Below are 23,415 nucleotides of genomic sequence, written 5' to 3'. Positions count from 1 at the left end.
CAACACCTGCAGAACGGACGTCCGCTAGCGTTCCGCCCTCGTTTTCCGGCACCGTCGGCCCGGGCCGTCGACATCCAAGCCGAGGGGATCCGTCGCTACAGACTGTCCCGTGATCCCCGGCGGGCGCGCGGCGGCAGCCACGGCACCTCGCCGCGTAGTCGGAACGCCCTGATACGGGTCCACGACGCTCCTCCGCCTCGCGATGCACCGCATCTGCCGCCGTGCGCTGATCCACCAGGACTACGGGACAGCCCTTAACGAGGGGCCTTGGGGAATCCGGCCTCTCGGGCCTTGTCGATCTCGTCCTTGTTCTGAATCAGCCAGAAGGCGGCGTCACCGAAGGTGGCCCAACCGCGGTAGTACCCCAGGTGGAAAAACCGATTCAGGAACCACAACTGCCGATCTCGGTTCCGGACTTCGGCAGAAACTTCTTCGCAGTGTCCGAGCACTTCCAGGGCTTCCTCGTGCCACATGAGGTAGCGCTCTCGCAGGCTGCCCGTCCCAATTGGTGCCCCAGTGGTGAGCGTCCCGTCCCGCCACCGGTCATCTCGCATGTTCGATGCGATGTACCAGTGGACAGGGTCTCGCTGGTTCTTTCCGTTGTTGCACCGGGAGCAAGCGGGAAGAAGGTTGTCTAGGTCGTCCGACCCTCCACTAGCGAACGGTATGGCGTGGTCCATGGTCTCGGCCGGCCTGCCGCACCAGTAGACGCACTCCCCTCCGTTCGCGGACAGCACGCACATGGACTCCCAGATCATGAACGATCGGCGGCGTCTCTTCTTCGACTGCTGCGGCAGGAAGCTACGTCGGGCCACTCTCAGTCCTTCCATGTCCCGTCCGACCACTTCCGGACGAGGGACGAGTCACGCCCCTGCACGATCATGCAGGGGCGCTACTTCGGCATCGCATTGGGGTTCACACGGCCAGTCCCACGGACGTGAAGGTCTGGTGGTCGGGGGACAATCACTCGTCGACTTCGCGCGGCCGCCCCTTCGAGACCCCGCAGCCAGGCGGAGAAGTCCGAGCGCCATACCCGCAGCTCACCGTTGGGCAGCTTGAAGGCGGCCGGCCCCAGCCCCAGCTCGCGCCAGCGGTGGAAGGTCCGCCGCGAGACGCCACCCAGCTCGGCAAGGATCTGCGGGACGGTCATCAGCTCGTCCTCACGACCAAGCCATGGCCACCCTTGCCTGCCTCCGGCTCCGACTTCCGTGACTTTCCGGACACCCCTAGGGGTTCTCTCCTCGTAGGCCGCACGCGTTCACGTCCAGGGGTCTCCGTGCGTAACCCAGCTTCGATCGTGCCGAACCGCGAAGGTCCAGACAGACCCCAGAAGTAGGAGGTACTTTGATCATCGCTGTGAGACGTGTCTGAAGAATGCGCGGAGGGGCCATGGAAGCAAGGAATCGAAATCTGAACGACTGGTTGACGGCCGTCAGGTCGGGTCAGGCCAAGCTTCCCCGATTTCAAAGGTTTGAAGCATGGAGCTACTCCCAAGTCCAAAGCCTTCTCGAAAGCGTATTGAACGACCTCCCAATTGGTGCGATGTTCGTCCTTGAAGTGGAGGGGAATCCGCCATTCCACCCTCGACCCATCAATAGCGCCCCGGCCGGCGGAAAGGTGAGCGAGCTCCTCCTCGATGGGCAACAGAGAATAACGGCACTCTGGAAGAGCCTTCAGGGAGGATACCCCGAAAGGGAATTCTTTGTAAGTTTCAACGAAAAGACGGATTACGAGGGTATAGCAGTTCATTCAATCAAGGTGAGCGTCAGGGGTGATAGGCGGTACCCGCTCTGGCTAAACGATCCAGTGAAACTACTCGAACGCGGCCTCGTTCCAGTAACGCTCCTACTTCCCGGGGAAGAAGCAAACACCAAGGCTCTGGAATGGATCCAGGCCGCATGCGGGGAACAGCAGGCAGACGTTGTAACGTACTTGATGAAGATTCAAGAATGGCGCGCAAGGTCTCCTCGTTTAATATCCCATTTCTCTCGCTCCCTAAGAGCACCAGCCCCGCCCAGGTTCTTGAAGTGTTCACAAGAATCAATACGGGCTCCACACCCCTCTCTATTTTCGATATCATCACGGCCGACATTGAGCAGGCCGTCGGCGAGTCCTTGCATGATCTACTGGAGAGTCTGAACGGACGGGTACCCGGTCTCGCGCGTTACGGAGATGTGCAAGATATCGTGCTCAGAACTGCGGCTCTGATGCAGGATAAGACGCCAGATCGCCCCAGCATCTTGAGCCTGGACTGGGATGAGGTAGTGGCCAAGTGGCCAGAGCTAGTCGGTGGCGCCGAGAGGGCTGTCGAGTTCCTGGAAGCAGAGAAGGTTCTTGATGGCTCACGCCTCCCGATCTTCACCGTGGTTCCCGCACTGATCACCTTGTGGTCCTACAGCTCTGGACTAAGCCCGGACCGCCTGGGGGAAGCCCGAACGCTATTGCGTAAGTTCATGTGGCGCGGGTTCTTTACGGAGCGCTACGAGAGCAGTGCGCACACTGCGGTGATCCAGGATGTGCGCGAGCTGACAAAGTCAATTCGGGACGGAGACTCGAACTCGACGCCGCCGATCTTTGGCTACGACCTTCCCAGTCAGGAGGACCTCTGCGAGGCCGGCTGGCCGAAGAAGAAGGATCGGCTCGCTCGCGCCATCCTTCTGGTTAGTCTGCAGGGCGGTGCGACTGACCTGGCGGACGGTGGGCCCATCAACGTTCTTAATGTCAGCCAGCGGGAGTACCACCACATCTTCCCGGATGGATACTTGAAGAACTGCCAGTCCGAAATTTCAGCCAACTTGGCTCTCAACTGCGCACTAATTACCTGGAAAACCAATCGAACTATCAGGGATAAGGAGCCTCTCGTCTACATGAGGGATCGAGCCGAGGCTAATAGCCTGGGTGATGACGAGACTGTCTTCAGGCTTAAGACACACGCCATCCCAGAGGGGCCCCTCCGGAAGAATGACTACCCGGAGTTCATTCTTGATCGTTCTCGCGAGGTGACTTCGGCCATGGAGGCTTTGACTAGCGGGCGCCCTTGGAGTCCCTGACTCAGGCGTCGACACATAGCCGGCCGTCTGTGGGCTGCAGCCTATTCATGAACCAACAGACCTAGTCAGCCCGCTAGGACGGCCCTGACCTGCGCGAACGCTTCAGGCGCGCGGGACTTCCGGAGCCACGTGGGCAGGTTCGTATCCTGCCGGGGGCACTTCGCAGGAAGTGCCTGAAGACCCCGCCTGCGGCAATGCTGCAGGCGGGGTCTTGTTGCTTGTGAAGGCGCATACCTGGGCCGCCCCTTGGGCCGTCGAGTTCAGGCGCGGGTCAGTGCAGGGAAGGCAAAGGCGGCGGCGCGGGCGCCCGGCGTCCGGGGGGCCGCTGCTCCGGTACAGCCGGTCGAGACGGTCTCGGCGTCGCGGGGAGCGGGAGATTCGCGTCTCCGGGACGGGGCATTGACCTCGCCGTGGGCAGCAGGGTTGCACGATGGCCATGCCCCCCGGACCGGGCGCTCCCCCGTGGTCCGTGGCGGCGCGCGCGGGACCGGCGCTCCCAGTGCGGAGGGCCGTACTGGCTGGGGCGCGTGCCGTCGGCTCGAGTGTGGAGCCTGTCCCTGTGGTGGTGGCACGTCGTCCACACGCAATGTGGAGATTCGCTGCACGTACCGCACATCGAGCCACCAGCCGAGCGCCTAGATTCACGGGGAGCAGCAGGCCGATGAGCGGTACGGGTGCGCCGGAGCGTCATGTGCGACCCGGTCGCGGGGGGACCCGGTCGGCGTCTGCTGTGACGGGGGGAATCACCTTGAGGTCGGCCTTCGGGCCGGCCCGGTGTCTTGGTGGAAGGCGGCCGCAGGCCGTCGTGCTGGCGGCATCGCGCGCCAGTTGGACAGGGAGCGCGCTCGTGCGCTTCGTCGGAGAAAGTTGACCATGCGTAAGTCTGTAATAGCCGTGCTCGCGGCTCTGCTGGCCGTGTTCGCCATGAACGTCTCGGCCGCCCCTGATGCGAGCGCCCTGGCGTGGCATGAGCTGAAGAACAAGTACTCGGGGAAGTGCGCCACGCCGAAGGGCAACGGCACCTCCAACGGAACCATCATCACCCTGTGGGACTGCACCGGTTCGCCGCTCCAGCACTGGGAGATCCGGGTGGGCGGCTCGGGCTACCAGATCGTGAACAGGGCGAGCGGCAAGTGCCTCACCCCGTACGCCAACGGTTACCAGACCGACGGTGCGGTCCTCGCGCTGTGGACCTGTGACAACTCGGGCACGAACCACCCGCAGCTGTTCGACTACGACCAGGCCTGGACCTGGACCGCCTACTCGGGTCCGAACTACCGCTGCCTGACGAACAAGGGCGGCAGCCACGCCAACGGCACCTACCTCACCCTGTGGCGCTGCGCGAGCGACTACCCCACCGAGCAGCAGTGGGTCTTCAACTACGCGTAGTGGCACGGTGGGAGCGAGACGTCCCGGAGCGTAGCGACCGGCATCCGGCGGGATGCGGGCCCGCGTGAAGGCGACCATGACTCCGCACCCGGCGACGGGTGCGGAGTCACGCCTGTTCGGCCGCGGCGGCTCGCGGTGGCAGTCCCGGCCCGCACCGCCGGCGCCCGTGCTCCGGCGGGTGCCCCGGCGGGACAGGTCTGCCGAAGGCCGTGGCGCGGAGGGCGGTTCGGCGGCCCCCTCAGGGCTGCTCCGTGAGGCCGAAGTGGCGGGAGACCTCGTCGATCGTGAAGCGGGCCCGGAGCTTGCAGGCCGAGTTCTGGTTGGCGAAGAAGCCCGGGCGCCAGAGTGCCTGGTCGCGGGGGACGGCGCGTTCCCAGGTGACGGGGACGATCCACTCGCGGCGGTCCTCGTCCGTGCCGTCCGCCTCGTCGCCGGCCCGCCGGTAGGTGCCCTTCAGCGGGAGGTCCGCCATCCGGCGGGGCTCGCCGTCGGCGTCGAGGAGGGCGTCGGCGAACGGCTGCGGTTCCTCGGAGACCGTGCCGACGCCCACGTAGCCCGTCCTGGGGATGTGGGTGAACACCCGGGCCCCGAGGGGCAGGGAGCGGAGTGTGCGGGAGAACCAGTCGCCGCCGCCGGCCGAGACGAACCCGTGGCGCAGGGCGTCGTCCCAGTCCCTCCCCGCGGGGTCGTCGCCGAAGGAGACGTACCAGTCCGTCCCGTTCCAGGGCTCCTGCTTGCCGCGCCGCTTGCCGCCGGCCGGTGGGGCTGCGGCCTCCGTCTCGTCGATGAGCCAGGTGCGCGCCAGGTACGAGCGGCCCTCGTCCTCGAAGTAGCGGAAGAAGAGCACGTTGACCGGCACCTGGAAGCCGGACGCCAGGTAGGTGACGATGCGTTCGGTCGCCGGGTCGATCTCGCTCGCGACGACGGTCAGCGCGTGGGTCGCGTTCAGCACCTCGGGCGGGCTGCCGCCGAACCGGAGCGCGAACGCCTCGTCCAGCTCGGCGGGGAGACCCCGCCCGCGGGCGTACGAGGCGTAGATGTCGCGGATCTGCTCGTTGGTGAGGTCCTGGACCCAGGAGCCGTAGTCGAGGACCTGGGCCACCACCTCGCGCGGCGTACGGTCCCGCTTGAGTTCGAGGACGTGCAGGCCGCCTTCGGCGTCCATCCCGAGCAGGTCGACGACCTTGCCGTACCGGGTGGTCACCTGCCGGCCGATCAGCAGGAGCGGGGACCCGAGGATGCCCGGGTCGGCTTCTATGAGCTGCTCCAGGCGGGATTCCAGGGGCATGGCCCGGGTGGCGACGCGTACGGGGGTGTCGTCCACCCGCCACAGTCCGAATTCGAGCGGCATCTCCGTGCCCTTTCGGTCGGTTCACGTTCCCGTCGGCCGAGCGGCAGTCGGTGTCCGGCGTGCCGTCCGGGGCCGGGGGCTCAGAGCCCCAGGTGCTTCCTCATCGCTCTGATGTCCGCCAGGTCCTTCGTCCGGCCCGAGCGGAGTTTCCAGGCGAGGACCTCCGGCAGGGGGCAGAAGGGGATGCCCTGGATCATCTCGGCGCCGTCGATCAGCGCGTCGGTGTCGGGGCCGCCGGGGAGCCAGTGGTCGAAGACCTCGACGGTGCCGTCGAAGAGCGGCACCACGAGGCCGTGGCCGGAGGCGGCCGGGGTCGCCGCGGCGAGGGTCAGGGCGATCTTCCAGGCGTCGCCCCGCGCCACGACGTCGAGGTCGCTGACCTCGTCCCGGAGGCCGTGGGCGAGCAGCGGCCCGCTTCCCGCCACCACGTAGTCGGTGGGGGGCAGGTCGAGCGAGAGCAGCCGGTGGACGAGTGGGTGCCGCCTGAGCTCCAACGGAACCACGGAACCTCCTACAGGGCGGACAGCCCGACCGCTGTGCGTGCGGCCATGCTCATGGCCGCCGCAGCGAGGACGCTGACCAGCGTACCGACGAGGAAGTACTTCGACGCGTGATTGACGTGGTCGACCGGGGCGCGCGCGAGTGCCTTGGCCGCCAGGACGAGTGCCGCCGCCTCCGGCTGGCCGGCCGCGAGGAAGACGAACAGGATCCCGCGTTCGAAGAGGCCGATGTTCCGGCCGCCGCTGTCGATGAGTTGGAGGGCCATCGTCTTCGCGGGCCCGGCGTCCAGGGCGTGGATCTCGCGTTCCACCGGGTCCGTGGCGGCCTTCACGAGTGATCCTCCGCCGAACACCGCCAGCAGCATGGCGGAGACCATCACGGTCGCCCGGTCGCTCAGGAGCAGCCGGTTGCCGAGGTCCACGGTCGTCGGGGCGGCCGCCCACAGTCCGGTGAGCGCCGCGAGCCCGATGACGAACGCGCCGCTCTTCCTCGCGTTGCTCAACGGTCCGAGGGTCACCGGGGTGGTGACGGAGAAGCCGAGGGACAGGCTGCCCGGGCGGTGGAGCAGGATCGCCGAGCCCAGGGCCAGGAGTCCGGCCGCCGCGAGGGCGACCCAGGGTTTCGTCTCGTGCCGGTACGGGGCGATGGCGTAGCCGCCGTACGCGAGCGTGAGCAGGATCGCCGGCCAGGGGCGGTCCCTGAACCAGTCGCGTTCCCACGAGACCACCAGCGGCGCCGCGAGGCCGAAGAAGACCCGTGCCGTCTCCATGCCGTTCCCTCCCCCGAGGTCCGACCGCACGCGTGGGGCGCCTGATCGCATCGATCGCATCGATCGCATCGATCGCCGATCTTAGTCAACTGTCGTGTAGCAGGGAGCAGTTCGCGGCGTCGCGACACCCGGCGCGCCGTCGGCGGTGGCTCCATCGGTTCGATAAGGAGGCCTGATCCGGAGCGCATTGTTGCCCCCTCCCCACCGCCCTAGCGTGAACGGAAACGTCAGCCGTATTCGGACTGACCGAAGGAGGCGAAATGAAGTTCGGGGTATATCCGGCCTACATCGGTGGCCAGGACATCACCGGCGACAATCCGCAGTTCGTGCACACCGTGACGGCCCGGGCCCTGATCGAGGACACCTTCCCCAGTCTGCGTCTCAAGCGCGATCTCGATCTGGGGATCGTCAGTCCGGATACGGCCGGGGAACAGGTCGTCGGAGCCTGTGTGGTGGCCGACGACAGCATGGCGCGGCAGGCGCTGGAGTCGGCCGCACGTGCGGCGGCCGAGTGGCGGCTGGTGCCGCTGGAGCGGCGGCTCGAGGTCGGGCGGCGTATCGGTGAGCGGCTGCTGGAGCACCGTGCGCCGCTCGTCGAGATTCTGGTCGCGGAAGGGACTCCCCGGGACGCGGCCGAGGGAATGATCACCGGAATTCCGTTCACCAGCTGGAGCAAGGAGACGCTCGAATGGTGTGCGGAGCAACTGGAGTTCCGGCGCCGTGACGGCGAGCGGGAGATGATTCTGCGACGCCTTCCCGACGGCGTCGTGTGCATCAACCCGCCGCAGAACGCGGCGACCGTGAACGCGCTGAACGGCCTCACCGCCCTGCTCGCCGGCAACACCGTGGTGGTGCGGGCGCCGCGCGGCGTCGCGCTCAGCTGCATGTACGCGATGCGCGAGGTCGTGGCACCCGTGCTGGAGGAGATGGGCGCGCCGGCCGGTACGGTCAACGCGTTCTGCGGGGCGCCCATGCTGGAGACCTGGCTGGCCAGCGAACACGTCGACGACGTCCTCTACTTCGGCGGCAGCAAGAAGGGCCTGGAGTTCGAGGCCGACGCCATCGCCGCGGGCAAGAAGCCGATCCTGGAGCTCGCGGGCAACGACTGCTGCGTGGTGTGGCACGACGCCGACCTCGACGCGGCGGTGGAGTCCATCACGCAGTTCTTCCTGAACTCCGGCCAGATCTGCAACGTGCCCAACCAGGTCGTCGCGCACCCGGCGATCGCCGACGAGCTGATCGCCCGGGTGGTCGAGGCCACGGCCGAGATCAGGCCCGGCTTCCCCGACGAGCCCGGCGTGGTGCTCACCCCGGTGCTCGGCGTCGACTGGTTCTACGGCTGCCTCGGCGAGGCGCTCGCCAAGGGCGCGAAGCTCGTGCACGGCGGACGCCGGCTCGAGGTGGACGGGACGCCGTCGAGCACGGGGTTCTTCGTCGAGCCGACCGTCGTCCGGGTCGACGGGATGCGGGGGGCCCGGTCCCTCTCCGTCGTACGCGACGAGACCTTCTTCCCGCTGCTGCCGATCATCGTTCCGGAGGCCGGATCCTCGGACGAGGAGCTCCTGGCGGAGGTGCTCGAGTTCGTCAACTCGAACGCGTACGGCCTGCGCAACTCCGTCTGGTCCCGCGACCCGGAGATGGTCGGGCGCTTCCTGGACGGCGTCACCAACGCCGGAAACCTGAAGATCAACGACTCGCACAGCGGCTTCGTCCCCTTCCTGCCCAACCAGGGCGGCCCGGGCCTCACCGGCGGGGCCTTCGGAGAGGCGAGCCACCCGATGCTGCGCACCACACGGCTGCAGGGCGTGAGCATCCTGCGCCCGGCATCCGACAAGGAGCATGCGTCATGACGACCCGCGTACTGAAGGTCACGGTGCCGGCCACGGCCGCCGAGGTGATCGAGCGCCTCGCCGACCAGACGGCGTTCCCCTCGTACGCCGAGGACATCCTGTCCGTCTCCGCCGACGGGGACGCGGCCGGTGCGGAGGACGGAAGCGGGGGCGGGGACGGGCGGCAGGCCTGGGTGCTCGCCTTCCGCGGCGGTACGGCCGGCTGGGTCCAGGACGTACGGCGGACCGGCCCGGCGGGCGAGGGTCCGCACCGGATCGCCTTCGAGCAGGTCAGCGGGGACTTCCAGGAGCTGAAGGGCTCGTGGACGAGCACCGACGTCCCCGGCGGCGGCAGCGAGGTCGCCTTCGAGATCAGCTACCGCACGAGCGTGCCCCATCTCGCCGGCGCGATCGACTCGGCCGTCGGGCACGTCCTGGTCCGCAGCGCCCACCAGGTCGTCAGCGCCGTCGCCGGCGGTCCCGTGCGGGTCACCGACGGCCACTACTACCTCGGCGACCCCACCGAGCACCTCCGGCAGTCCTGACCACTCCGGTCGGCAGCACCGACCGGTCTCGGCCCACAAGGAGAAGCACACACCATGGAGAACGTCTGCATCATCGGAGCGGGCTGGTCGGGACTCGCCGCCTGCCAGGTCCTGCACGAACGCGGGATCCCCTTCGACGCGTACGAAGCCGGCTCCCAGGTCGGCGGCAACTGGCGCTACCTCAACGACAACGGGATGTCCTCGGGCTACCGCTCCCTGCACATCAACACGTCGAAGAAGCTGTCGGAGTACCGCAGTTACCCGATGCCGAAGGACTACCCGCACTACCCGGACCACGTCCAGATCGCCCGCTACCTGGACGACTACGTCGACCACTTCGGCTTCCGCGAGGCGATCGCCTTCCGCACCCTGGTCACCCACGTGGAGCCCGCCGAGGGCGGCGGCTGGACCGTCACCGCGCGCCACCGCGACACCGGCGAGGAGACCGTGCGCCACTACGGCTCGGTGATCGTGGCCAACGGCCACCACTGGGACCCGCGCGACCCCGAGCCCGCGTTCCCCGGCGCGGACGGCTTCACCGGCACGCAGATCCACTCGCACTACTACAAGGTCCCGGACGAGTACGCCGGCAAGCGGGTGCTCGTCCTCGGCTTCGGCAACTCGGCCTCGGACATCGCGGTGGAGACCTCCACCGTCTCGGAGCGCACGTTCCTGTCCATCCGGACCGGCGGCTACGTCTTCCCGAAGTTCATGTTCGGCAAGCCGGGCGACGACATGATCAGCCCCTTCATCACCCGGGTGATGCCCCGCGAGACGCAGCGCTGGGTGATGGCCGCGCTGCTGCGCATGACGATCGGCAAGGTCACCGACTTCGGCCTGCCCGAGCCGGGCCACAAGCTCTTCAACTCGCACCCGACCGTCTCGGAGTCGCTGCTCCCCCGCCTCGGCCACGGCGGCCTGTCCGTCAAGCCGAACGTCTCCCACTTCGACGGCGACACCGTGCACTTCACCGACGGCACCAGCGAGGTGATCGACGCGGTCATCTACAGCACCGGCTACAAGGTCAGCTTCCCGTTCCTGGACGAGTCCGTCATGGCCCCGACGGACAACGACGTCTCCCTCTTCCACCGGGTGGTAGACCCGCAGCACTCCGGTCTGTACTTCGTCGGTCTCTTCCAGCCGCTGGGCGCGACCACGGTGCTCGCCGAGGCCCAGTCGCAGTGGGTGGCGGACCTGCTCCAGGGCCGGGCGGCCCTGCCGTCGGTGGAGAAGATGCGCCGCGAGATCACCCGGTACAAGGAGAAGCTCGCCAAGCGCTACATCACCTCCAAGCGCCACACCATGCAGGTGGACCACTACCCGTACCTGGCCGAGCTGCGCGGGGTGCGCCGCCGCGGTGCCCGGCTGGCGAAGAAGGGCCGCGGCGCGGCCGTGGAGCCGTCGCTCGTCGACTACCGCCCCGAGGAGGTGTCGATCCGGATCGACGCCGCTCCCGAGGTGGTGTGGGACCTGATCAGCGACGTGACGCGGATGGGGCAGTGGAGCCCGGAGTGCCGTCGCTGCTACTGGCGCGGCTCGAAGCGCGGGGTCGGCGCGCGCTTCATCGGGATCAACCGCCGTGGCCGGGTCTTCTGGATCACCTCCAACACGGTCGAGCGGTCGGAGCGCGGCAAGTCCTTCGCGTTCCACACGACCACCAACGGGGTGCGCTGGGGCTACCGGCTGGAGCGGGACGGGCGGGGCGGCACGCTGCTCACCGAGGTGTGGGACGTCTCCGGGCAGAACGCGGGCCAGCGCAAGCGCACGGCGTCCTTCGCCGAGATGATGCTGGGCGGCTACGAGAACCACACCGAGGAGCTGCGCGAGGGCATGCGCAGGACGCTGGAGCGCGTCAAGGCCGAGGCGGAGGCGCAGGGCCGGCCGCTCAACGCCGTGCCGGACGCGGAGCGGTCCACGTCGGCCACGACGCCCGCGGAGCGGAGCGTGGAGGTGGACACGGCCGCATGACGACGGACGACAACCTGCGCTGCGCCTCGGTCGAGGAGTTCACCGCCTGGATGGAGGCGCACCACGCGACGGCGCAGGAGGTGTGGCTCGCACTGCCGAAGAAGGGCACGCCGGTGCCCTCGGTCACCCGGTCCGAGGCCCTGGACGTAGCGCTCTGCTACGGCTGGATCGACGGCAAGGCCTTCTCGGGGAACGTGCCGGACGGCTGGTGGGCGCAGCGCTTCTCGCCGCGCAAGCGCCGCAGTCCCTGGTCGCGGATCAACTGCGCCAAGGTGGGGAAGCTGGAGTCCGCCGGCCGGATGCGGCCGGCGGGCCTGGCCCAGGTCGAGCTGGCGAAGGCAGACGGACGCTGGGCCGCCGCGTACGCGCCCCAGAGCACTGCGGAGGTCCCGTCGGACCTGCGGGCCGCGCTGGACGCGGCGCCGGGTGCGGCGGCCGCCTTCGAGGCGCTGAGCCGGAGCAACCGCTACCGGATCCTGCTCCAGGTGGAGAAGGCCGTACGGCCGGAGACCCGGGCGCGGCGGATCGCCGGGTACGTCGAACGGCTCGCGGCGGGCGACCCGCCGCACGGGCCCCGGAAGCCGGGCTGACCCCACGGGTGCGGCCGGCCGCACGCCCGCCGGACACGGCGGCCCGTCCTCCCGCCGCATTCCGCGGCCCCTCCCCCGTCGCCGTCGCCGTCGCTGTCCCCGTCGCCGCCCCCGTTCGTGTCGCCGTCGAGTACGGCCGGACCGGCCCCGCGGTGAGCGATGTGGTCAGGAGCGAGAGGTTCCGCGGCGACGGCCGTGTCCGTACCGACGCGCTGACCTGGGAGAACACCGCCAACAAAGGTCGATTATCCGCCAATTCGCCCTTCCCCCAGTAGCATTCACCTCGCGAACGGGCCTCACGGGGGGTCCGTGAGGGGGGACTTACTGTGATCCGAGTGCTGCTCGCGGACGACATGCTGATGCTGCGGCGGGCCCTGGTATCGCTGCTGGAGCTGGAGGACGGCATCGAGGTGGTCGGTGAGGCGGACAACGGGGACCGGGTGCTCCCGGTCGCGTTGGAGACCCGGCCCGATGTGGCGGTCCTGGACATCGACATGCCCGGCATCGACGGCATCCGGGCCGCGGAGCTGCTCAGCCGGGAGCTGCCGGCCTGCAGGACGATCATCCTGACCAGCCTCGGCAGGCCGGGGAACCTGCGTCGGGCGCTGGAGGCCAAGGTGTCCGGTTTCCTGCTCAAGGACGCCGACCCGACCCGGCTCGCCGCCGCGATCCACCAGGTGGTCGCCGGGGAGCAGGTGGTGGACCCGCAGCTCGCGCTGGCCACGCTGCAGACCGGTGGCAGTCCGCTGAGCGCGCGGGAGAGCGAGGTGCTGCGGCTCGCGGCCCAGGGCCTGGACGCGCCGGAGATCGCCCGGAAGCTCTTCCTGTCCGCGGGGACCGTGCGCAACTACCTGACCACGGTGGTGACGAAGCTCAACGCCCGCAACCGCATGGACGCGGTCCGCATCGCCCGGGACGCCGGCTGGCTCTGACGAAGCTCAGGGCGTCGGGGGCCCGGGAGGATCGGCAGGATCGGCAGGATCGGCAGGACACGCCCTAGCCCTCCGCCGGCGCGAGGTCCGGTCCGGCGTCCTCGGCGGGGGCGGCGGGGGCCGGGGCGTCCTCCGCCGGGGCCGCTCCGGTGGCGGCCTGGGCCGGGAGGTCCACCGCGAGTTCGAACCAGCCGTCCGGGCGGACGCGGCAGGAGAGTTGCCCGCCCAGCGCCTCGGCGCGGATGGCGAGGCTGCGCAGTCCCACGCCGCCGGTGACGCCCTCGCCCTCGGGGCAGTGGGACGCGTCGCGGTCGCGCAGGCCGTCGTTGGAGATGCACAGCCGGACGATCCCGCCCTCGGCCCGCGCCTCGATGACGCAGTGCTGCGCCTTGCTGTGCCGCAGCAGGTTCGTCACGCCCTCGCGCAGCACGGTCGCGAGGACCGTGTCGACGGAGGCGTTCAGCGGTTCCTGGGTGACGCGGATGTCGGTGCGGATGCCCACCGCGCGGAGCAGCGAACCGGCCGACTCCACCTCGCGGTTGAGGTTCATCTGGACGTAGCTGCTGGCCACCGAGCGGACGTCGGTGAGGGCCTGCCGGGCGGTCTGGACGATCTCGGTGATCTCCATCTCGGCGCGCTCGGGCGCCACCCGTACGAGACGGTGCGCGAGTTCGCACTTGAGCGTGATGGTGGAGAGGCTGAATCCGAGCAGGTCGTGCAGGTCGCGTGCGAAGCGGAGACGTTCCTGCGTGACGGCCAGCCGGACCAGTTCCTCACGTGCCGCCTGCACTTCGCGGATCAGGCCGGACAGCCGGCTGAGGCCGTAGACCACCAGGCCGGTGAGCATGGTGGCGACCGTGTTGTAGGCGAGCTGGCCGACCCCGTACCCGACGGCGAACTGCACGACTCCGGTGGCGACGATGACCGCGGCGAAGGCCGCCCAGCCGACGGCCGATCTGAGCACGAGCAGGGAGGACGCGGCCAGGAATCCCGGCATGCCCAGCCAGGCGGCGCCGAACAGGGCGAACGGGGCGAAGGTGAGGACGGCCTGGACGGCCAGGGTGGCCGGCCGGTAACGGGCCGCCCGCGGTATCCAGTCGGGGAACGAGTGGCTGAGCTGGACGGAGAGCAGCATCAGCATCAGGACACCGCAGAGGACGAGTTCGCCGGCCCCGAATCCGCCGCCCACCGCGTAGGTCAGGGCGACGGCGAAGAAGCAGAGGATGACGACGACGGTGATGGTCCCGGCGACGCGCGGCGCCAACTCACCCCCCTCGGTGACCCGATGAGTGAGAAATGCGTCTGAATCGGCGGGGCGTGACCATCGCACAGGGGCTCCCTACTCGACTGCGTTTTCGCACGGGAAGTGCAGCATAGGCGGAGTAGGTGACGTACAGGGACGGTATCTCCGGTCAAGGGCGTCTCGTGGGGGCTCCGCCGGACTCGGCCGAAGCCGCTCCGGTCGGCACGGCGGCCAGGACGAACTCGCCGACGCCGGACTCGGCTCGCCAGTCGAGTCCGAAGGCGCGGGCGGAGGTCGCGGTGTCGCCGAACGCCAGGGCGCACGGGCCGATGCCCATGGCGGTGGAGACCAGGTAGAGCGTCTGCTGGAGCGCTCCGACCTCCTTGAGCAGGACGCTGTAGGCGATGCCGGGGAAGGCGACGTTCAACCGCCGGAAGCGGGCGGTCATGCTGATCAGAACGGGCGGTTCCGCGCTCAGTCCGGCGTTCGCGCCCGCCTCCTCCAGCAGCGCGTCGACCAAGGCCGGATCCGTGCGCAGCGGGAAGAGGGTGTGGGCGGCCGGATCGTAGTGGTAGGCGCCGCGCGGGAGTTCGCCGGATCCGGCGACGGTGACGTACAGCTCCAGCGGGTAGACGGAGCCGGCGCTCGGGTAGGGGCGGCCGGCCGCGGGCCGGGCGCGGGCCGTGCGGTACAGCAGCTCGCCCAACTGGGCCAGGGACAGCGGGAGTCCGCCGTCCGCGCGGACCGACCGGCGGGACTCGAGGACGGTGGTGAGCCGTGGGTCGCGGGCGAGGACCAGGTCGAGGTCGGGCACCGGGAGGACCAGGGGCACCGCGTCGGAGTCCGGGTGCTCCCGGGCGTCCTTCGGCGCCTCGGCCGTCCCGCCGGCCAGTCCGAGCGGCTCGTCGTGCAGGCCGGGCCTGCTGCGGTTGTGCAGCATCAGCTCGCGCGGCGACCAGTGCTCCAGCGCGGGGTCCCGGTCCTCGGCGAAGGCGAGGGGGTGGGGGTGGGACTCCGGGTCCCACGGACCGCCCGCGGTGCCGGCCCCCGGCCCCGTGACGGTGTCCCGGCCCGCGCCGGGGGCCGCCGCGCGCGCGGAGTCGGGGCCCTCGGCGCCGGCGGGGTCCGTACGGGTGAGGCGGACGGCCGGCACGAGCATGCCCGCCGCCTCCAGATAGCCGACCGCCGTACGCACCACGTCGAGCGGCACGTCGAGCAGCCGGGCCGTCTCGCGGACCGAGGCGGGGCGGACGTAACAGCTGACCAGCCACATGGCCTGCGCGGTGTGCAGCAGCACCCGGTGCGAGCTGAGCGGCGACTCGAGCACCATGTCGTGGGATCCGACGCGCAGGGTGGCGAACCGGGAGAGCCGGTGGACGCCGTCCGGGGCGGGCGACCGCGGGGCGAAGCGGGCCTCGCGCACGATCGGCACGACGGACATCTGCTCGGTGCCGTCGGCCAGCGCGAGCGTACGGATCACGGCGTGCCGCACCGCCTCCAGGGTGGAGCGCAGTGCGGCGCGGCGCGGGTCTCCCGGCAGCGAGCGGGTGTCGCTGAACCCGGGCAGCACGTTGTCGAGCGACACCGGGCCGTACGTCATGCGTTCGAGGGCCCGGGAGACCACCGGGTCGGCCATGGGGAGCCGGATCTCGTCCCAGCGGGTGCTGACCAGGCCCGTCCCGGGATCGTCCGCCACCGTCTCCACCGTGGTGTCCTCACGGAGCGACCAGAGTTCGATGAGCCGGGTGTCCCGCGGTGCGGGCGGAGCGGAAGACTTCATGACCGGGACCTCACGGGTGGCGCGACGGTGTCACAGGAAGAGCGGGACCGGGTTGAGGTCCTCGTAGCGGGTCGGGGTGGCGAGGCGGCCCAGCCGGACCGGTACGTCGAAGAGCCGGCCGGGGGCGAAACGGGTCCAGAAGGTGCGCAGTCCCGGCACGATCACCTTGACGACGGGGAGCCCGATGTCGGCCCGGGTCTGGTCCAGGACCAGCAGCTCGCTGCCGAGTCCCCGGGCGAGCGCCTCGGCGGCGGCCACGTCGTCGGCCAGGTCGGTGCGCGGGGTGTACGGGAAGTCGGCGGGGGTGCGGTCGGGGCCGGCGGAGAGCAGGTAGGGCTGGTTCGCGGTCGTGGCGGTGCGCCACCAGTGCAGCGGCACCGGGTCGTCGCAGGTGTAGCCGGCGCCGTCGGCGGTGACGTTCACGACGGGCGGCAGCATCTGGTTGACCTCGGCGACGGCGCGCCGCAGGGCGATCCGGGGGTCGAAGTGGGCGCCGAATCCCAGGGTGATGTCCTCGGCGGGCTTGTCGGTGCGGCGGGAGAGCGCGGCGAAGACCGGGACGCCGAGGTCGCTGGTGAGGTCGAGGACCCAGAGTTCGCGGTCCAGTTCGGTGTGCGCGGCCCGGGTCGCCTCGATCCAGGAGTCCCCGAAGGAGGCGAGGTCGACGCCGGGCTGCCGGGTGCGGTTGTACCACCACAGGGCGACGGCGTCGCGTTCGACGAGTTCCAGGAACCCCTGCACGATGGCGTCCTCGCGGGAGCTGCCCGCGGCGGTGCCGTTGGAGTGCGCGGAGAAGAAGCCGGAGGGGCAGGGGGTGTCGTAGTAGAGCATCGAGGTGGGCAGCAGCCGGTGGCGGTCCGCGGTCAGGGACCAGACCGGCGTCCAGTCGACGGGGGTGTCCTCGTCGAAGGGGGCGCAGACCCGGTGGGCCGGGGCGTGTTCGGCGTTCCAGGTGGCCCGGTCGGGGTACTGACGGGGGTCGAAGAGCTGGACGGAGTCGGGGTGGACGGCCCGCTCGGCGACCTCGCGGTAGGAGGCCCGCAGGGTGGGTTCGTCGCCCTGGCGGTAGCCGCTGTGGCGCTCGACGGCCTCGCACAGGGCGCTGACCTGGGCCTGCAGCGGGGTGGTGCCCTTGCCGGAGCTGTGGCTGCGCAGGCCGGCGCGCACGGCCGCGAGGCCGGTGGGCGAGGTGGCCGGGTTGTGTCCGGAGTGGAAGCAGTTGAGGAAGCCGGGGTCGCGCCGGTCGCGGCGGACCTCCTTCACCACGCCGGTCAGTTCGTCGACGAGGTGTCCGTACCGTTCGAGCATCTCCTCGGGGGTGAGGGAGCGCTCCCCGGTGCCGGTGCCGGACTTGGGGCGGCTGACCGGGCGGACGGGGGCCCAGATGCGGCGTGCGGTCACCTCGGGGTCTCCGCAGGTGGGGCACTGCGGGCGTCTTCGCACGGGGTGGTGGCGGCCCGCGAGGGTGAGGGTGTCCATGGTCCACAGGGAGCTCTGGCCGGAGTGGCGGTGTCCGGCCATCCACTTGACGGCTTCGAGGCAGGCGAGGTGCAGTCCGACGGCGCGGCCGGCGGCCAGGCCGGAGGGGGGCACGCTGACGGGGCGGCCGAGTGCCCGGCCGAGGTAGGTCTCCGCGGGGCGGTTGCGGCGCAGCGGCTCGGCGAGGCACTGCCAGCAGGGACCTTCGTCGGGCTGGAACACGGGCCCGATCCAGGGCTGTTCGCCGGTGAGGCGGACGGGGAGCCAGGGGGTGCCGGCGGCGCGGTACGCGGTGTCCAGGTCGGCCAGCGCGGGGTCGAGGTAGCTGTCGCACAGGACGACGGACAGGCCGGGTGCCTCGGTGTCGGTGCCGGTGCGGTGGATGCGCAGGCCGGCGGCGGCGAGGGCGGCGCGGAGTTCCTCGGTTCCGGTGCCGGCTTCGGAGCCGGTGCCGATGCCCACGACGGTGGCGCTGCCGGTGCGGCGTGCGGCCTCGTCGCCGTCCACTCCGGCCAGTTCCCAGAAGGCCTCGCCCGAGCCGGCGGTGGTGGTGTCCGGTGCCCGGTGGGTGAGGAGGCCGGTTCCGAGGAGCCGGGTGACGACCTGGCGTACCTGGTCCGCGGGGAGGGTGCCGGCGGCGTCGGCGATCAGCCGGTCGAGGGTGCGGGTGCCGTCCAGGAGCGGGGCGAGAGTGGTGACGCAGGATCCACGCAGCGCGGTGACTCCGCGCTCGGAGATGAGGAACACGCCCTCTCCGGGGACGACTTCGGCCTTCAGATGAGGCTTGAACCCGAGTCCGTTCGTGGTGCCCTGGCGATGTGCCACCGTGTTTCCCCCTGTCTGGTGTGCGGCCTGTGGACGGTCGGTGTCGCGGTTGCCGTGTCGTGCGGGGTGGAGCGGGTTACTCGGCGAGCAGGTCGCCCGTCCAGCAGATGCAGGTGCCGGGCTGGTACTGCTCGACGACCGCTCCGCCGAAGTCCTCGATGACCAGGTCCTCGACGACGGGGGCGGCGGTGGCGGCGGTGGTGATGTTGAGGTTCATGTCGGCCCTTCCGGTGGTGTGTCCTGCTGACGGGGAAGAGTCTGCTGGTCCGCCGGAAGGGCCGACAGTGCCTGTGTCACCGGGCCGACGTGAAGTTCTCATGGTCATCTCGCGAGGGCGTCACACCCCTTCCGCGGCGGTCGGGACGTCCGCCATTCCGGCGGTCAGGGTGGCGCCGTCGACGGGGTCGACGAGCAGGAACGATCCCGTGCGCCGGAAGTCGGCGTAGCCGTCCAGGGCGATCGGTTCGGCGGTGCGCAGGACGATCCGGCCGATGTCGTTGACGCCGAGCGTGTCGGTGCCGGGGCGCTCGGACAGGTCCTCCAGGTCGAGCCGTGAGGAGATCTCGACGACGACGGCCCGCACGGTGCGGGTGGTGTGCCGGAGCAGCACCTGCCGGCCGGCGTACAGCGGCTGTTCGCCGAGGTGGCAGACGGTCGCGGTGAGGCGCCGGACGGCGTGGGGCGCGGAGGCGGCGGGGGCGATCAGGTCGCCGCGGGAGATGTCGAGGTCGTCGGTGAGCCGTACGGTCACGGACTGCGGGGCCCAGGCGGTGTCGGTGGTGGTGCCGTCCAGGGTGTCGATGGCGGCGACGGTGCTGACGCCGCCGGACGGCAGGGCGGTGATCCGGTCGCCGACCCGCAGCACGCCGGAGGTGATCTGGCCGGCGTAGCCCCGGTAGTCGGGGTGGGCCGCGGTGCCGGGGCGGATGACGTACTGGACCGGCAGGCGGGCGGTCTCGGTGCGGGGGTCGGCGCCGACGGGCACCGACTCCAGGTGCTCCAGGACGGTGGGTCCGGCGTACCAGTCCATGCGCTCGGAGGGGCGTACGACGTTGTCGCCGGCGAGGGCCGAGATCGGGATGGCGGTCACCCGCTCGACGCCGAGCGCGGCGGCGCACGCGGAGAAGGCCGCGGCGGTGCGGGCGAACACCTCCTCCGAGCAGTCCACCAGGTCCATCTTGTTCACCACGAGGGTGACGTGGCGGATGCGCAGCAGGGCGGCGACGGCCAGGTGGCGGCGGGTCTGCTCGACGACGCCGTTGCGGGCGTCGACCAGGACGAGGGCGAGGTCGGCGGTGGAGGCGCCGGTGACCATGTTCCGGGTGTACTGCACGTGGCCGGGGGTGTCGGCGAGGATGAACCGGCGGTGGGTGGTGGCGAAGTAGCGGTAGGCGACGTCGATGGTGATGCCCTGTTCGCGTTCGGCGCGCAGGCCGTCGGTGAGCAGGGCCAGGTCGGGTGCCTCCTGGCCGCGGGAGCGGGAGGCGTGCTCGACGGCCTCCAGCTGGTCGGCGAGGACGGACTTGGAGTCGTGCAGCAGCCGGCCCACCAGGGTGGACTTGCCGTCGTCGACGGAGCCGGCGGTGGCGAACCGGAGGGTGTCCACGGCGGTGCGCGGACCAGCGGCGCGGGCAGCGCCGTTCGGCGCTTCGGTGATGTTCACGGCTAGAAGTACCCTTCGCGTTTGCGGTCTTCCATGGCCGCCTCGGACATCTTGTCGTCGGCGCGGGTGGCGCCCCGCTCGGTGAGCCGGGAGGCGGCGATCTCGTCGATCACGGACTCGACGGTGGCGGCGGTGGACTCGACGGCGCCGGTGCAGGACATGTCGCCGACGGTGCGGTAGCGGACCCGGCGGGTCTCCAGTCGTTCGCCCTCGCGCGGGCCGCCCCAGTCGCCGGGGGCGAGCCACATGCCGTGGCGGGAGAAGACCTCGCGGTCGTGGGCGTAGTAGATCTCGGGCAGGGCGATGTCCTCGCGCTGGATGTACTGCCAGACGTCGAGTTCGGTCCAGTTGGACAGGGGGAAGACGCGGACGTGCTCGCCGGGGGCGTGCCGGCCGTTGTAGAGGGACCACAGTTCGGGGCGCTGGCGGCGGGGGTCCCAGGCGCCGAACTCGTCGCGCAGCGAGAAGACGCGTTCCTTGGCGCGGGCCTTCTCCTCGTCGCGCCGGCCGCCGCCGAAGACGGCGTCGTAACGGCCGGTGGTGATCGCGTCGAGGAGGGGGACGGTCTGGAGCGGGTTGCGGGTGCCGTCGGGGCGTTCGCGCAGCCGGCCGTCGTCGATGAAGTCCTGTACGGAGGCGACGTGCAGGCGCAGGCCGTGTGCGGCGACCACGCGGTCGCGGTAGGCGAGGACCTCGGGGAAGTTGTGCCCGGTGTCCACGTGCAGCAGGGAGAAGGGCAGCGGGGCGGGGGCGAAGGCCTTCAGCGCCAGGTGCAGCATGACGATGGAGTCCTTGCCGCCGGAGAAGAGGATCACCGGCCGCTCGAACTCGCCCGCGACCTCACGGAAGATGTGCACCGCCTCGGACTCGACGGCGTCGAGGTGGGAGAGCCCGTAGGCCTCCCCGGTGTGGACGGCGGGCAGCGACGGGGCTGCGAACGGGGTGACCGTCGTGGCGGTCATGCCGCGCTCCTTTCGTTTGCGGTGGCCGGGGCTGTCTCGCTCACAGCAGCCCCCGGGCGGACAGCAGGGCGAGCAGCTCCTGCGCGGAATCGGTGACGGACTGGGTCTGGGAGTGGATCCTCAGGTCGGGTGCGGCGGGCTCCTCGTACGGGTCGTCGACGCCGGTCAGGCCGCTGATCTCGCCGGCCGCCTGGCGGGCGTACAGGCCCTTCACGTCGCGCCGGGAGCACACCGACAGCGGGGTGGCGACGTGCACCTCCAGGAAGTCGGTGCCGCTGTCGCGGTGCCAGGAGCGCACCAGGTCGCGGGATTCGGCGTACGGGGCGATGACCGGTACGAGGACCGTGATGCCGTTGCGGGCGAGGACCTGGGCGACGCGGCCGATGCGTTCGACGTTGCTGTGCCGGTCGGCGCGGGTGTAGCCGAGGCCGGCCGAGAAGGTCTGGCGCAGCTCGTCGCCGTCGAGGACCTCGACGCGGCGGCCGCGGGCGCGCAGCAGGTCGGCCGCGGCGTTCGCGATCGTGGTCTTGCCGGCGCTGGGCAGGCCGGTGAGCCAGAGCGTCGATCCGGGGTAGCAGGTGCAGTGGACGGCGGGGGCCGCGAGGTCGTGCCCGGGGGCGGCCGTCAGGACGGTCACATCAAGCTCCATTCTCGGACCGCGGCGGTCAGCAGGCGCTGGGCGCGCCGGAACTCGTCCGCGTGGAGGTGTTCGTCGGGGGTGTGGTCGAGCTTGGCGTCACCGGGGCCGTAGGCGACCATGGGGACGCCGCGCCAGGTGGTGGCCAGCGTGTTCATGTCGCTGCTGCCCTTCTTCATGAGGTAACGGGGCGTCACCTCGGCCGCGGCGAAAGCGCGTTGGAACGCCTTGACGAGCGGGCTGGTGCGCCGCGTGGTCACTCCGGGGGTGGCCCGCAGGACGTCGAAGCGGACGGGTTCGACGGCCAGCGCCCGCAGGGCGGCCACCGTCTCGTCCACGTCCAGGCCCGGCGGGACGCGGACGTCGACGACGGCCTCGCCGGCCTGCGCGTCGCCCTGGTTGAGGGCCCGTACGCCGAGGACGGCGGTCAGCGCGTCGGGGTGGAGGGCGGCGACGGCCGCGGGGACCCCGGCGAGCACCTCGACCATGCGGTCGCCCGCGGTACGGACGCCCTCGCCGGCCGTGTGACCGGTGGGTTCCCGCACGCTGAAGCGGACCTTGACCAGGCCGTAGTAGCCGAGGGTGAGCGCCTCCGCGCCGCTGGGCTCGCCCACGATCACCGCGTCGGCGGGGTAGGCGTCCCGGACGTGGAAGGCTCCGGCGCCGGTGATCTCCTCCTCCACCGCGCCGACCACGCGCAGTTCCACGCCCTCGGGCGGGTCGAACTCGGCGAGCGTCTGGAGGTAGGTCACCAGGCTGCCCTTGGCGTCGACGGAGCCGCGCCCGGAGAGGACCTCGCCGTCCCAGCGGACCGGCCAGCGGTGCGGGACGGTGTCCAGGTGGCCGAGCATCAGCAGTCGGCGGGGGCCCGCGCCCTTGGTGGCGACCAGGTTGTTCGCGGCGTCGATCTCGGCCTTGATCCCGTGCTCGGCGCACCACTCGGCGAGGAACTCGGCGATCTCCCGCTCGTCGCGGGAGACGGAGGACAGCTCCACCGTGCGGGCGAGCAGGTCGAGGTCGGCGGCGGGCGCCGGGGCCCGCCAGAACCAGGTGGCACCCGCGGCGGACAGTGTGTGGGGGCCGGTGATCGCCGTGTCGGAGGTGCCCTTGAGGGCGATCTCGGCCGCGCGGACCTTCTGGCGCATGCGGCCCTTGGCGTAGCGCCGGCCCTCCCCCTCGGTGAGGTGGCGCAGGCTGCTGGCGGGGTCGGCCGGGTCGGTGAGCAGTCCGGCGGTGCCGGTGACGAGGCGCAGGTGGTCGGCGTCCAGGGCGAGGGCGGCCTCGGCGGCGAGCACGTCGGCGTCCACGTTGAGCGCGGTGCCGCCCTCGGCGTCGGCGACCGGCGGGGAGAGGCAGACGACGTCGAAGGTGGCCAGCAGGCCGGTGAGCCGGGGGACGTCCACGGAGCTGACGGTGCCGGCGCGGTGGTCCCGGACCAGCCGGGTGCGGCCGTCCTCCTGGACCCGCATCGGGCCGTTGACGGTCGCCTTGACGAGGGCGCCGGTGCGGGCGACCGCGGCGAACACGGACAGTCCGCGGCGGGTGAGCTCCTCCTCCACCAGGGGCAGGGTGACCTCCTCGTACGCGGCGACGATGTGCCGCATCTCCTCCGGGGGGCAGTAGCGGATCTCGTCGCCGTTGCGGGAGACCAGGGTGCGGATGTCGCGGCCGATGCGCCGGTAGTGCTCGGCGATGCCGGCCGCTCCTCCGGCGATCACGAGCAGCCGCGCGCCGCGCCGGCTGAGTTCGAGCAGTTCGTCGAAGACCTGGCTGTGCAGCAGTGTGGCGCTGCCCAGCTTGACCACGTAGAGCGCGGCCTCGCGTGAGCTGGCGACTTCCCCGAGGGCTGGCATGGACGGGACTCCTTCGGCTGGTGACGGTGGGCGTGGCCCGGGGCGGGCG

At 70.7% G+C, this 23,415-nt stretch carries 19 protein-coding genes and 2 pseudogenes; 8 read left to right on the top strand and 13 right to left on the bottom strand.

The window, feature by feature from the left end; translation table 11 throughout:
• Positions 1-254: 254 nt before the first annotated feature.
• Both EAO71_RS40155 and EAO71_RS27760 read right to left on the bottom strand, forming a co-directional pair.
• A complete protein-coding gene (locus EAO71_RS40155) occupies positions 255-743 on the bottom strand; it encodes an HNH endonuclease (protein ID WP_410094065.1) in 489 nt (162 codons plus the stop codon).
• Positions 744-982: 239 nt separating this feature from the next.
• Positions 983-1,150: pseudogene (locus EAO71_RS27760) on the bottom strand (helix-turn-helix transcriptional regulator); the annotation flags it as partial.
• 224 nt (positions 1,151-1,374) lie between these two features.
• Between EAO71_RS27760 and EAO71_RS40150 the strand changes: the two are divergent.
• The 3 genes and pseudogenes from EAO71_RS40150 to EAO71_RS27745 form a co-directional block, all read left to right on the top strand.
• Positions 1,375-1,695: pseudogene (locus EAO71_RS40150) on the top strand (GmrSD restriction endonuclease domain-containing protein); the annotation flags it as partial.
• 254 nt (positions 1,696-1,949) lie between these two features.
• A complete protein-coding gene (locus EAO71_RS27750) occupies positions 1,950-3,050 on the top strand; it encodes a hypothetical protein (protein ID WP_261992383.1) in 1,101 nt (366 codons plus the stop codon).
• A gap of 873 nt (positions 3,051-3,923) precedes the next feature.
• Entirely contained in the window at positions 3,924-4,439 is a 516-nt protein-coding gene (locus tag EAO71_RS27745; RefSeq protein ID WP_147980563.1) for an RICIN domain-containing protein, read from the top strand.
• A gap of 238 nt (positions 4,440-4,677) precedes the next feature.
• Here EAO71_RS27745 and EAO71_RS27740 read toward each other — a convergent pair whose 3' ends face one another.
• From EAO71_RS27740 to EAO71_RS27730, 3 genes are all read right to left on the bottom strand, one after another.
• Entirely contained in the window at positions 4,678-5,790 is a 1,113-nt protein-coding gene (locus EAO71_RS27740; protein WP_147980562.1) for an endonuclease NucS domain-containing protein, read from the bottom strand.
• A gap of 80 nt (positions 5,791-5,870) precedes the next feature.
• Positions 5,871-6,293: a hypothetical protein gene (locus EAO71_RS27735; RefSeq protein ID WP_147980561.1), complete on the bottom strand. Its 423-nt coding sequence runs from the start codon at positions 6,291-6,293 to the stop codon at positions 5,871-5,873.
• Positions 6,294-6,301: 8 nt separating this feature from the next.
• On the bottom strand, positions 6,302-7,060 hold the full coding sequence (locus EAO71_RS27730; protein WP_147980560.1) for a hypothetical protein: 759 nt from the start codon (positions 7,058-7,060) through the stop codon (positions 6,302-6,304).
• Positions 7,061-7,320: 260 nt separating this feature from the next.
• Here EAO71_RS27730 and EAO71_RS27725 point away from each other — a divergent pair, with 260 nt between their 5' ends.
• From EAO71_RS27725 to EAO71_RS27705, 5 genes are all read left to right on the top strand, one after another.
• Positions 7,321-8,910 carry an aldehyde dehydrogenase family protein gene (locus tag EAO71_RS27725; RefSeq protein ID WP_147980559.1) on the top strand — a complete coding sequence of 530 codons (1,590 nt, stop codon included), beginning with the start codon at positions 7,321-7,323 and terminating at the stop codon, positions 8,908-8,910.
• Positions 8,907-9,434 (top strand): type II toxin-antitoxin system RatA family toxin, encoded by a 528-nt coding sequence (locus EAO71_RS27720; RefSeq protein WP_147980558.1) that lies wholly within the window; start codon positions 8,907-8,909, stop codon positions 9,432-9,434. The genes EAO71_RS27725 and EAO71_RS27720 overlap by 4 nt, the downstream gene beginning before the upstream one ends.
• 54 nt (positions 9,435-9,488) lie before the next feature.
• On the top strand, positions 9,489-11,402 hold the full coding sequence (locus EAO71_RS27715) for an NAD(P)-binding domain-containing protein (protein ID WP_147980557.1): 1,914 nt from the start codon (positions 9,489-9,491) through the stop codon (positions 11,400-11,402).
• The gene (locus EAO71_RS27710; protein ID WP_147980556.1) at positions 11,399-11,992 is read left to right on the top strand and encodes a YdeI/OmpD-associated family protein; all 594 of its coding nucleotides are present in this window, start codon (positions 11,399-11,401) and stop codon (positions 11,990-11,992) included. Before EAO71_RS27715 ends, EAO71_RS27710 begins: the two co-directional genes overlap by 4 nt.
• A 326-nt stretch (positions 11,993-12,318) precedes the next feature.
• Positions 12,319-12,924: a response regulator transcription factor gene (locus EAO71_RS27705; RefSeq protein WP_147980555.1), complete on the top strand. Its 606-nt coding sequence runs from the start codon at positions 12,319-12,321 to the stop codon at positions 12,922-12,924.
• Between the two features lie 64 nt (positions 12,925-12,988).
• On the opposite strand, the gene EAO71_RS27700 is transcribed toward EAO71_RS27705, so the two are convergent.
• The 8 genes from EAO71_RS27700 to EAO71_RS27670 form a co-directional block, all read right to left on the bottom strand.
• Positions 12,989-14,188 (bottom strand): sensor histidine kinase, encoded by a 1,200-nt coding sequence (locus EAO71_RS27700; protein WP_147980554.1) that lies wholly within the window; start codon positions 14,186-14,188, stop codon positions 12,989-12,991.
• A gap of 148 nt (positions 14,189-14,336) precedes the next feature.
• Positions 14,337-15,947, bottom strand: a complete 1,611-nt coding sequence (locus EAO71_RS27695) for a SagB family peptide dehydrogenase (protein ID WP_147980553.1) — start codon at positions 15,945-15,947, stop codon at positions 14,337-14,339.
• A 30-nt stretch (positions 15,948-15,977) separates the two neighbouring features.
• A complete protein-coding gene (locus EAO71_RS27690; RefSeq protein WP_147980552.1) occupies positions 15,978-18,251 on the bottom strand; it encodes a TOMM precursor leader peptide-binding protein in 2,274 nt (757 codons plus the stop codon).
• Positions 18,252-18,327: 76 nt separating this feature from the next.
• Positions 18,328-18,468, bottom strand: a complete 141-nt coding sequence (locus EAO71_RS37940) for a hypothetical protein (RefSeq protein WP_187282855.1) — start codon at positions 18,466-18,468, stop codon at positions 18,328-18,330.
• 120 nt (positions 18,469-18,588) lie between these two features.
• Positions 18,589-19,908, bottom strand: a complete 1,320-nt coding sequence (locus EAO71_RS27685) for a sulfate adenylyltransferase subunit 1 (RefSeq protein ID WP_261992396.1) — start codon at positions 19,906-19,908, stop codon at positions 18,589-18,591.
• Between the two features lie 8 nt (positions 19,909-19,916).
• On the bottom strand, positions 19,917-20,876 hold the full coding sequence (gene cysD, locus EAO71_RS27680) for a sulfate adenylyltransferase subunit CysD (protein WP_147980551.1): 960 nt from the start codon (positions 20,874-20,876) through the stop codon (positions 19,917-19,919).
• A gap of 40 nt (positions 20,877-20,916) precedes the next feature.
• Complete coding sequence (gene cysC / locus EAO71_RS27675) at positions 20,917-21,513, bottom strand: adenylyl-sulfate kinase (protein WP_393557899.1); 597 nt, start codon at positions 21,511-21,513, stop codon at positions 20,917-20,919.
• On the bottom strand, positions 21,510-23,366 hold the full coding sequence (locus EAO71_RS27670) for a M20/M25/M40 family metallo-hydrolase (protein WP_147980549.1): 1,857 nt from the start codon (positions 23,364-23,366) through the stop codon (positions 21,510-21,512). The genes cysC and EAO71_RS27670 overlap by 4 nt, the downstream gene beginning before the upstream one ends.
• Positions 23,367-23,415: the final 49 nt, after the last annotated feature.

This window comes from Streptomyces sp. MS191, assembly GCF_008042125.1.
Taxonomy (GTDB): Bacteria; Actinomycetota; Actinomycetes; order Streptomycetales; family Streptomycetaceae; genus Streptomyces.
This window is presented reverse-complemented; position numbering and strand designations above follow the sequence as displayed.

What these genes read in the sequence shown, in the direction of transcription:
- cysD (WP_147980551.1), bottom strand. Translation starts at nt 20,876, where the DNA reads ATGACCGCCACGACGGTCACCCCGTTCGCAGCCCCGTCGCTGCCCGCC.
- EAO71_RS27750 (WP_261992383.1), top strand. Translation starts at nt 1,950, where the DNA reads ATGGCGCGCAAGGTCTCCTCGTTTAATATCCCATTTCTCTCGCTCCCT.
- EAO71_RS27730 (WP_147980560.1), bottom strand. Translation starts at nt 7,060, where the DNA reads ATGGAGACGGCACGGGTCTTCTTCGGCCTCGCGGCGCCGCTGGTGGTC.
- EAO71_RS27725 (WP_147980559.1), top strand. Translation starts at nt 7,321, where the DNA reads ATGAAGTTCGGGGTATATCCGGCCTACATCGGTGGCCAGGACATCACC.
- EAO71_RS27695 (WP_147980553.1), bottom strand. Translation starts at nt 15,947, where the DNA reads ATGAAGTCTTCCGCTCCGCCCGCACCGCGGGACACCCGGCTCATCGAA.
- EAO71_RS27715 (WP_147980557.1), top strand. Translation starts at nt 9,489, where the DNA reads ATGGAGAACGTCTGCATCATCGGAGCGGGCTGGTCGGGACTCGCCGCC.
- EAO71_RS27720 (WP_147980558.1), top strand. Translation starts at nt 8,907, where the DNA reads ATGACGACCCGCGTACTGAAGGTCACGGTGCCGGCCACGGCCGCCGAG.
- EAO71_RS27670 (WP_147980549.1), bottom strand. Translation starts at nt 23,366, where the DNA reads ATGCCAGCCCTCGGGGAAGTCGCCAGCTCACGCGAGGCCGCGCTCTAC.
- EAO71_RS40155 (WP_410094065.1), bottom strand. Translation starts at nt 743, where the DNA reads ATGTGCGTGCTGTCCGCGAACGGAGGGGAGTGCGTCTACTGGTGCGGC.
- EAO71_RS37940 (WP_187282855.1), bottom strand. Translation starts at nt 18,468, where the DNA reads ATGAACCTCAACATCACCACCGCCGCCACCGCCGCCCCCGTCGTCGAG.
- EAO71_RS27710 (WP_147980556.1), top strand. Translation starts at nt 11,399, where the DNA reads ATGACGACGGACGACAACCTGCGCTGCGCCTCGGTCGAGGAGTTCACC.
- EAO71_RS27740 (WP_147980562.1), bottom strand. Translation starts at nt 5,790, where the DNA reads ATGCCGCTCGAATTCGGACTGTGGCGGGTGGACGACACCCCCGTACGC.
- EAO71_RS27745 (WP_147980563.1), top strand. Translation starts at nt 3,924, where the DNA reads ATGCGTAAGTCTGTAATAGCCGTGCTCGCGGCTCTGCTGGCCGTGTTC.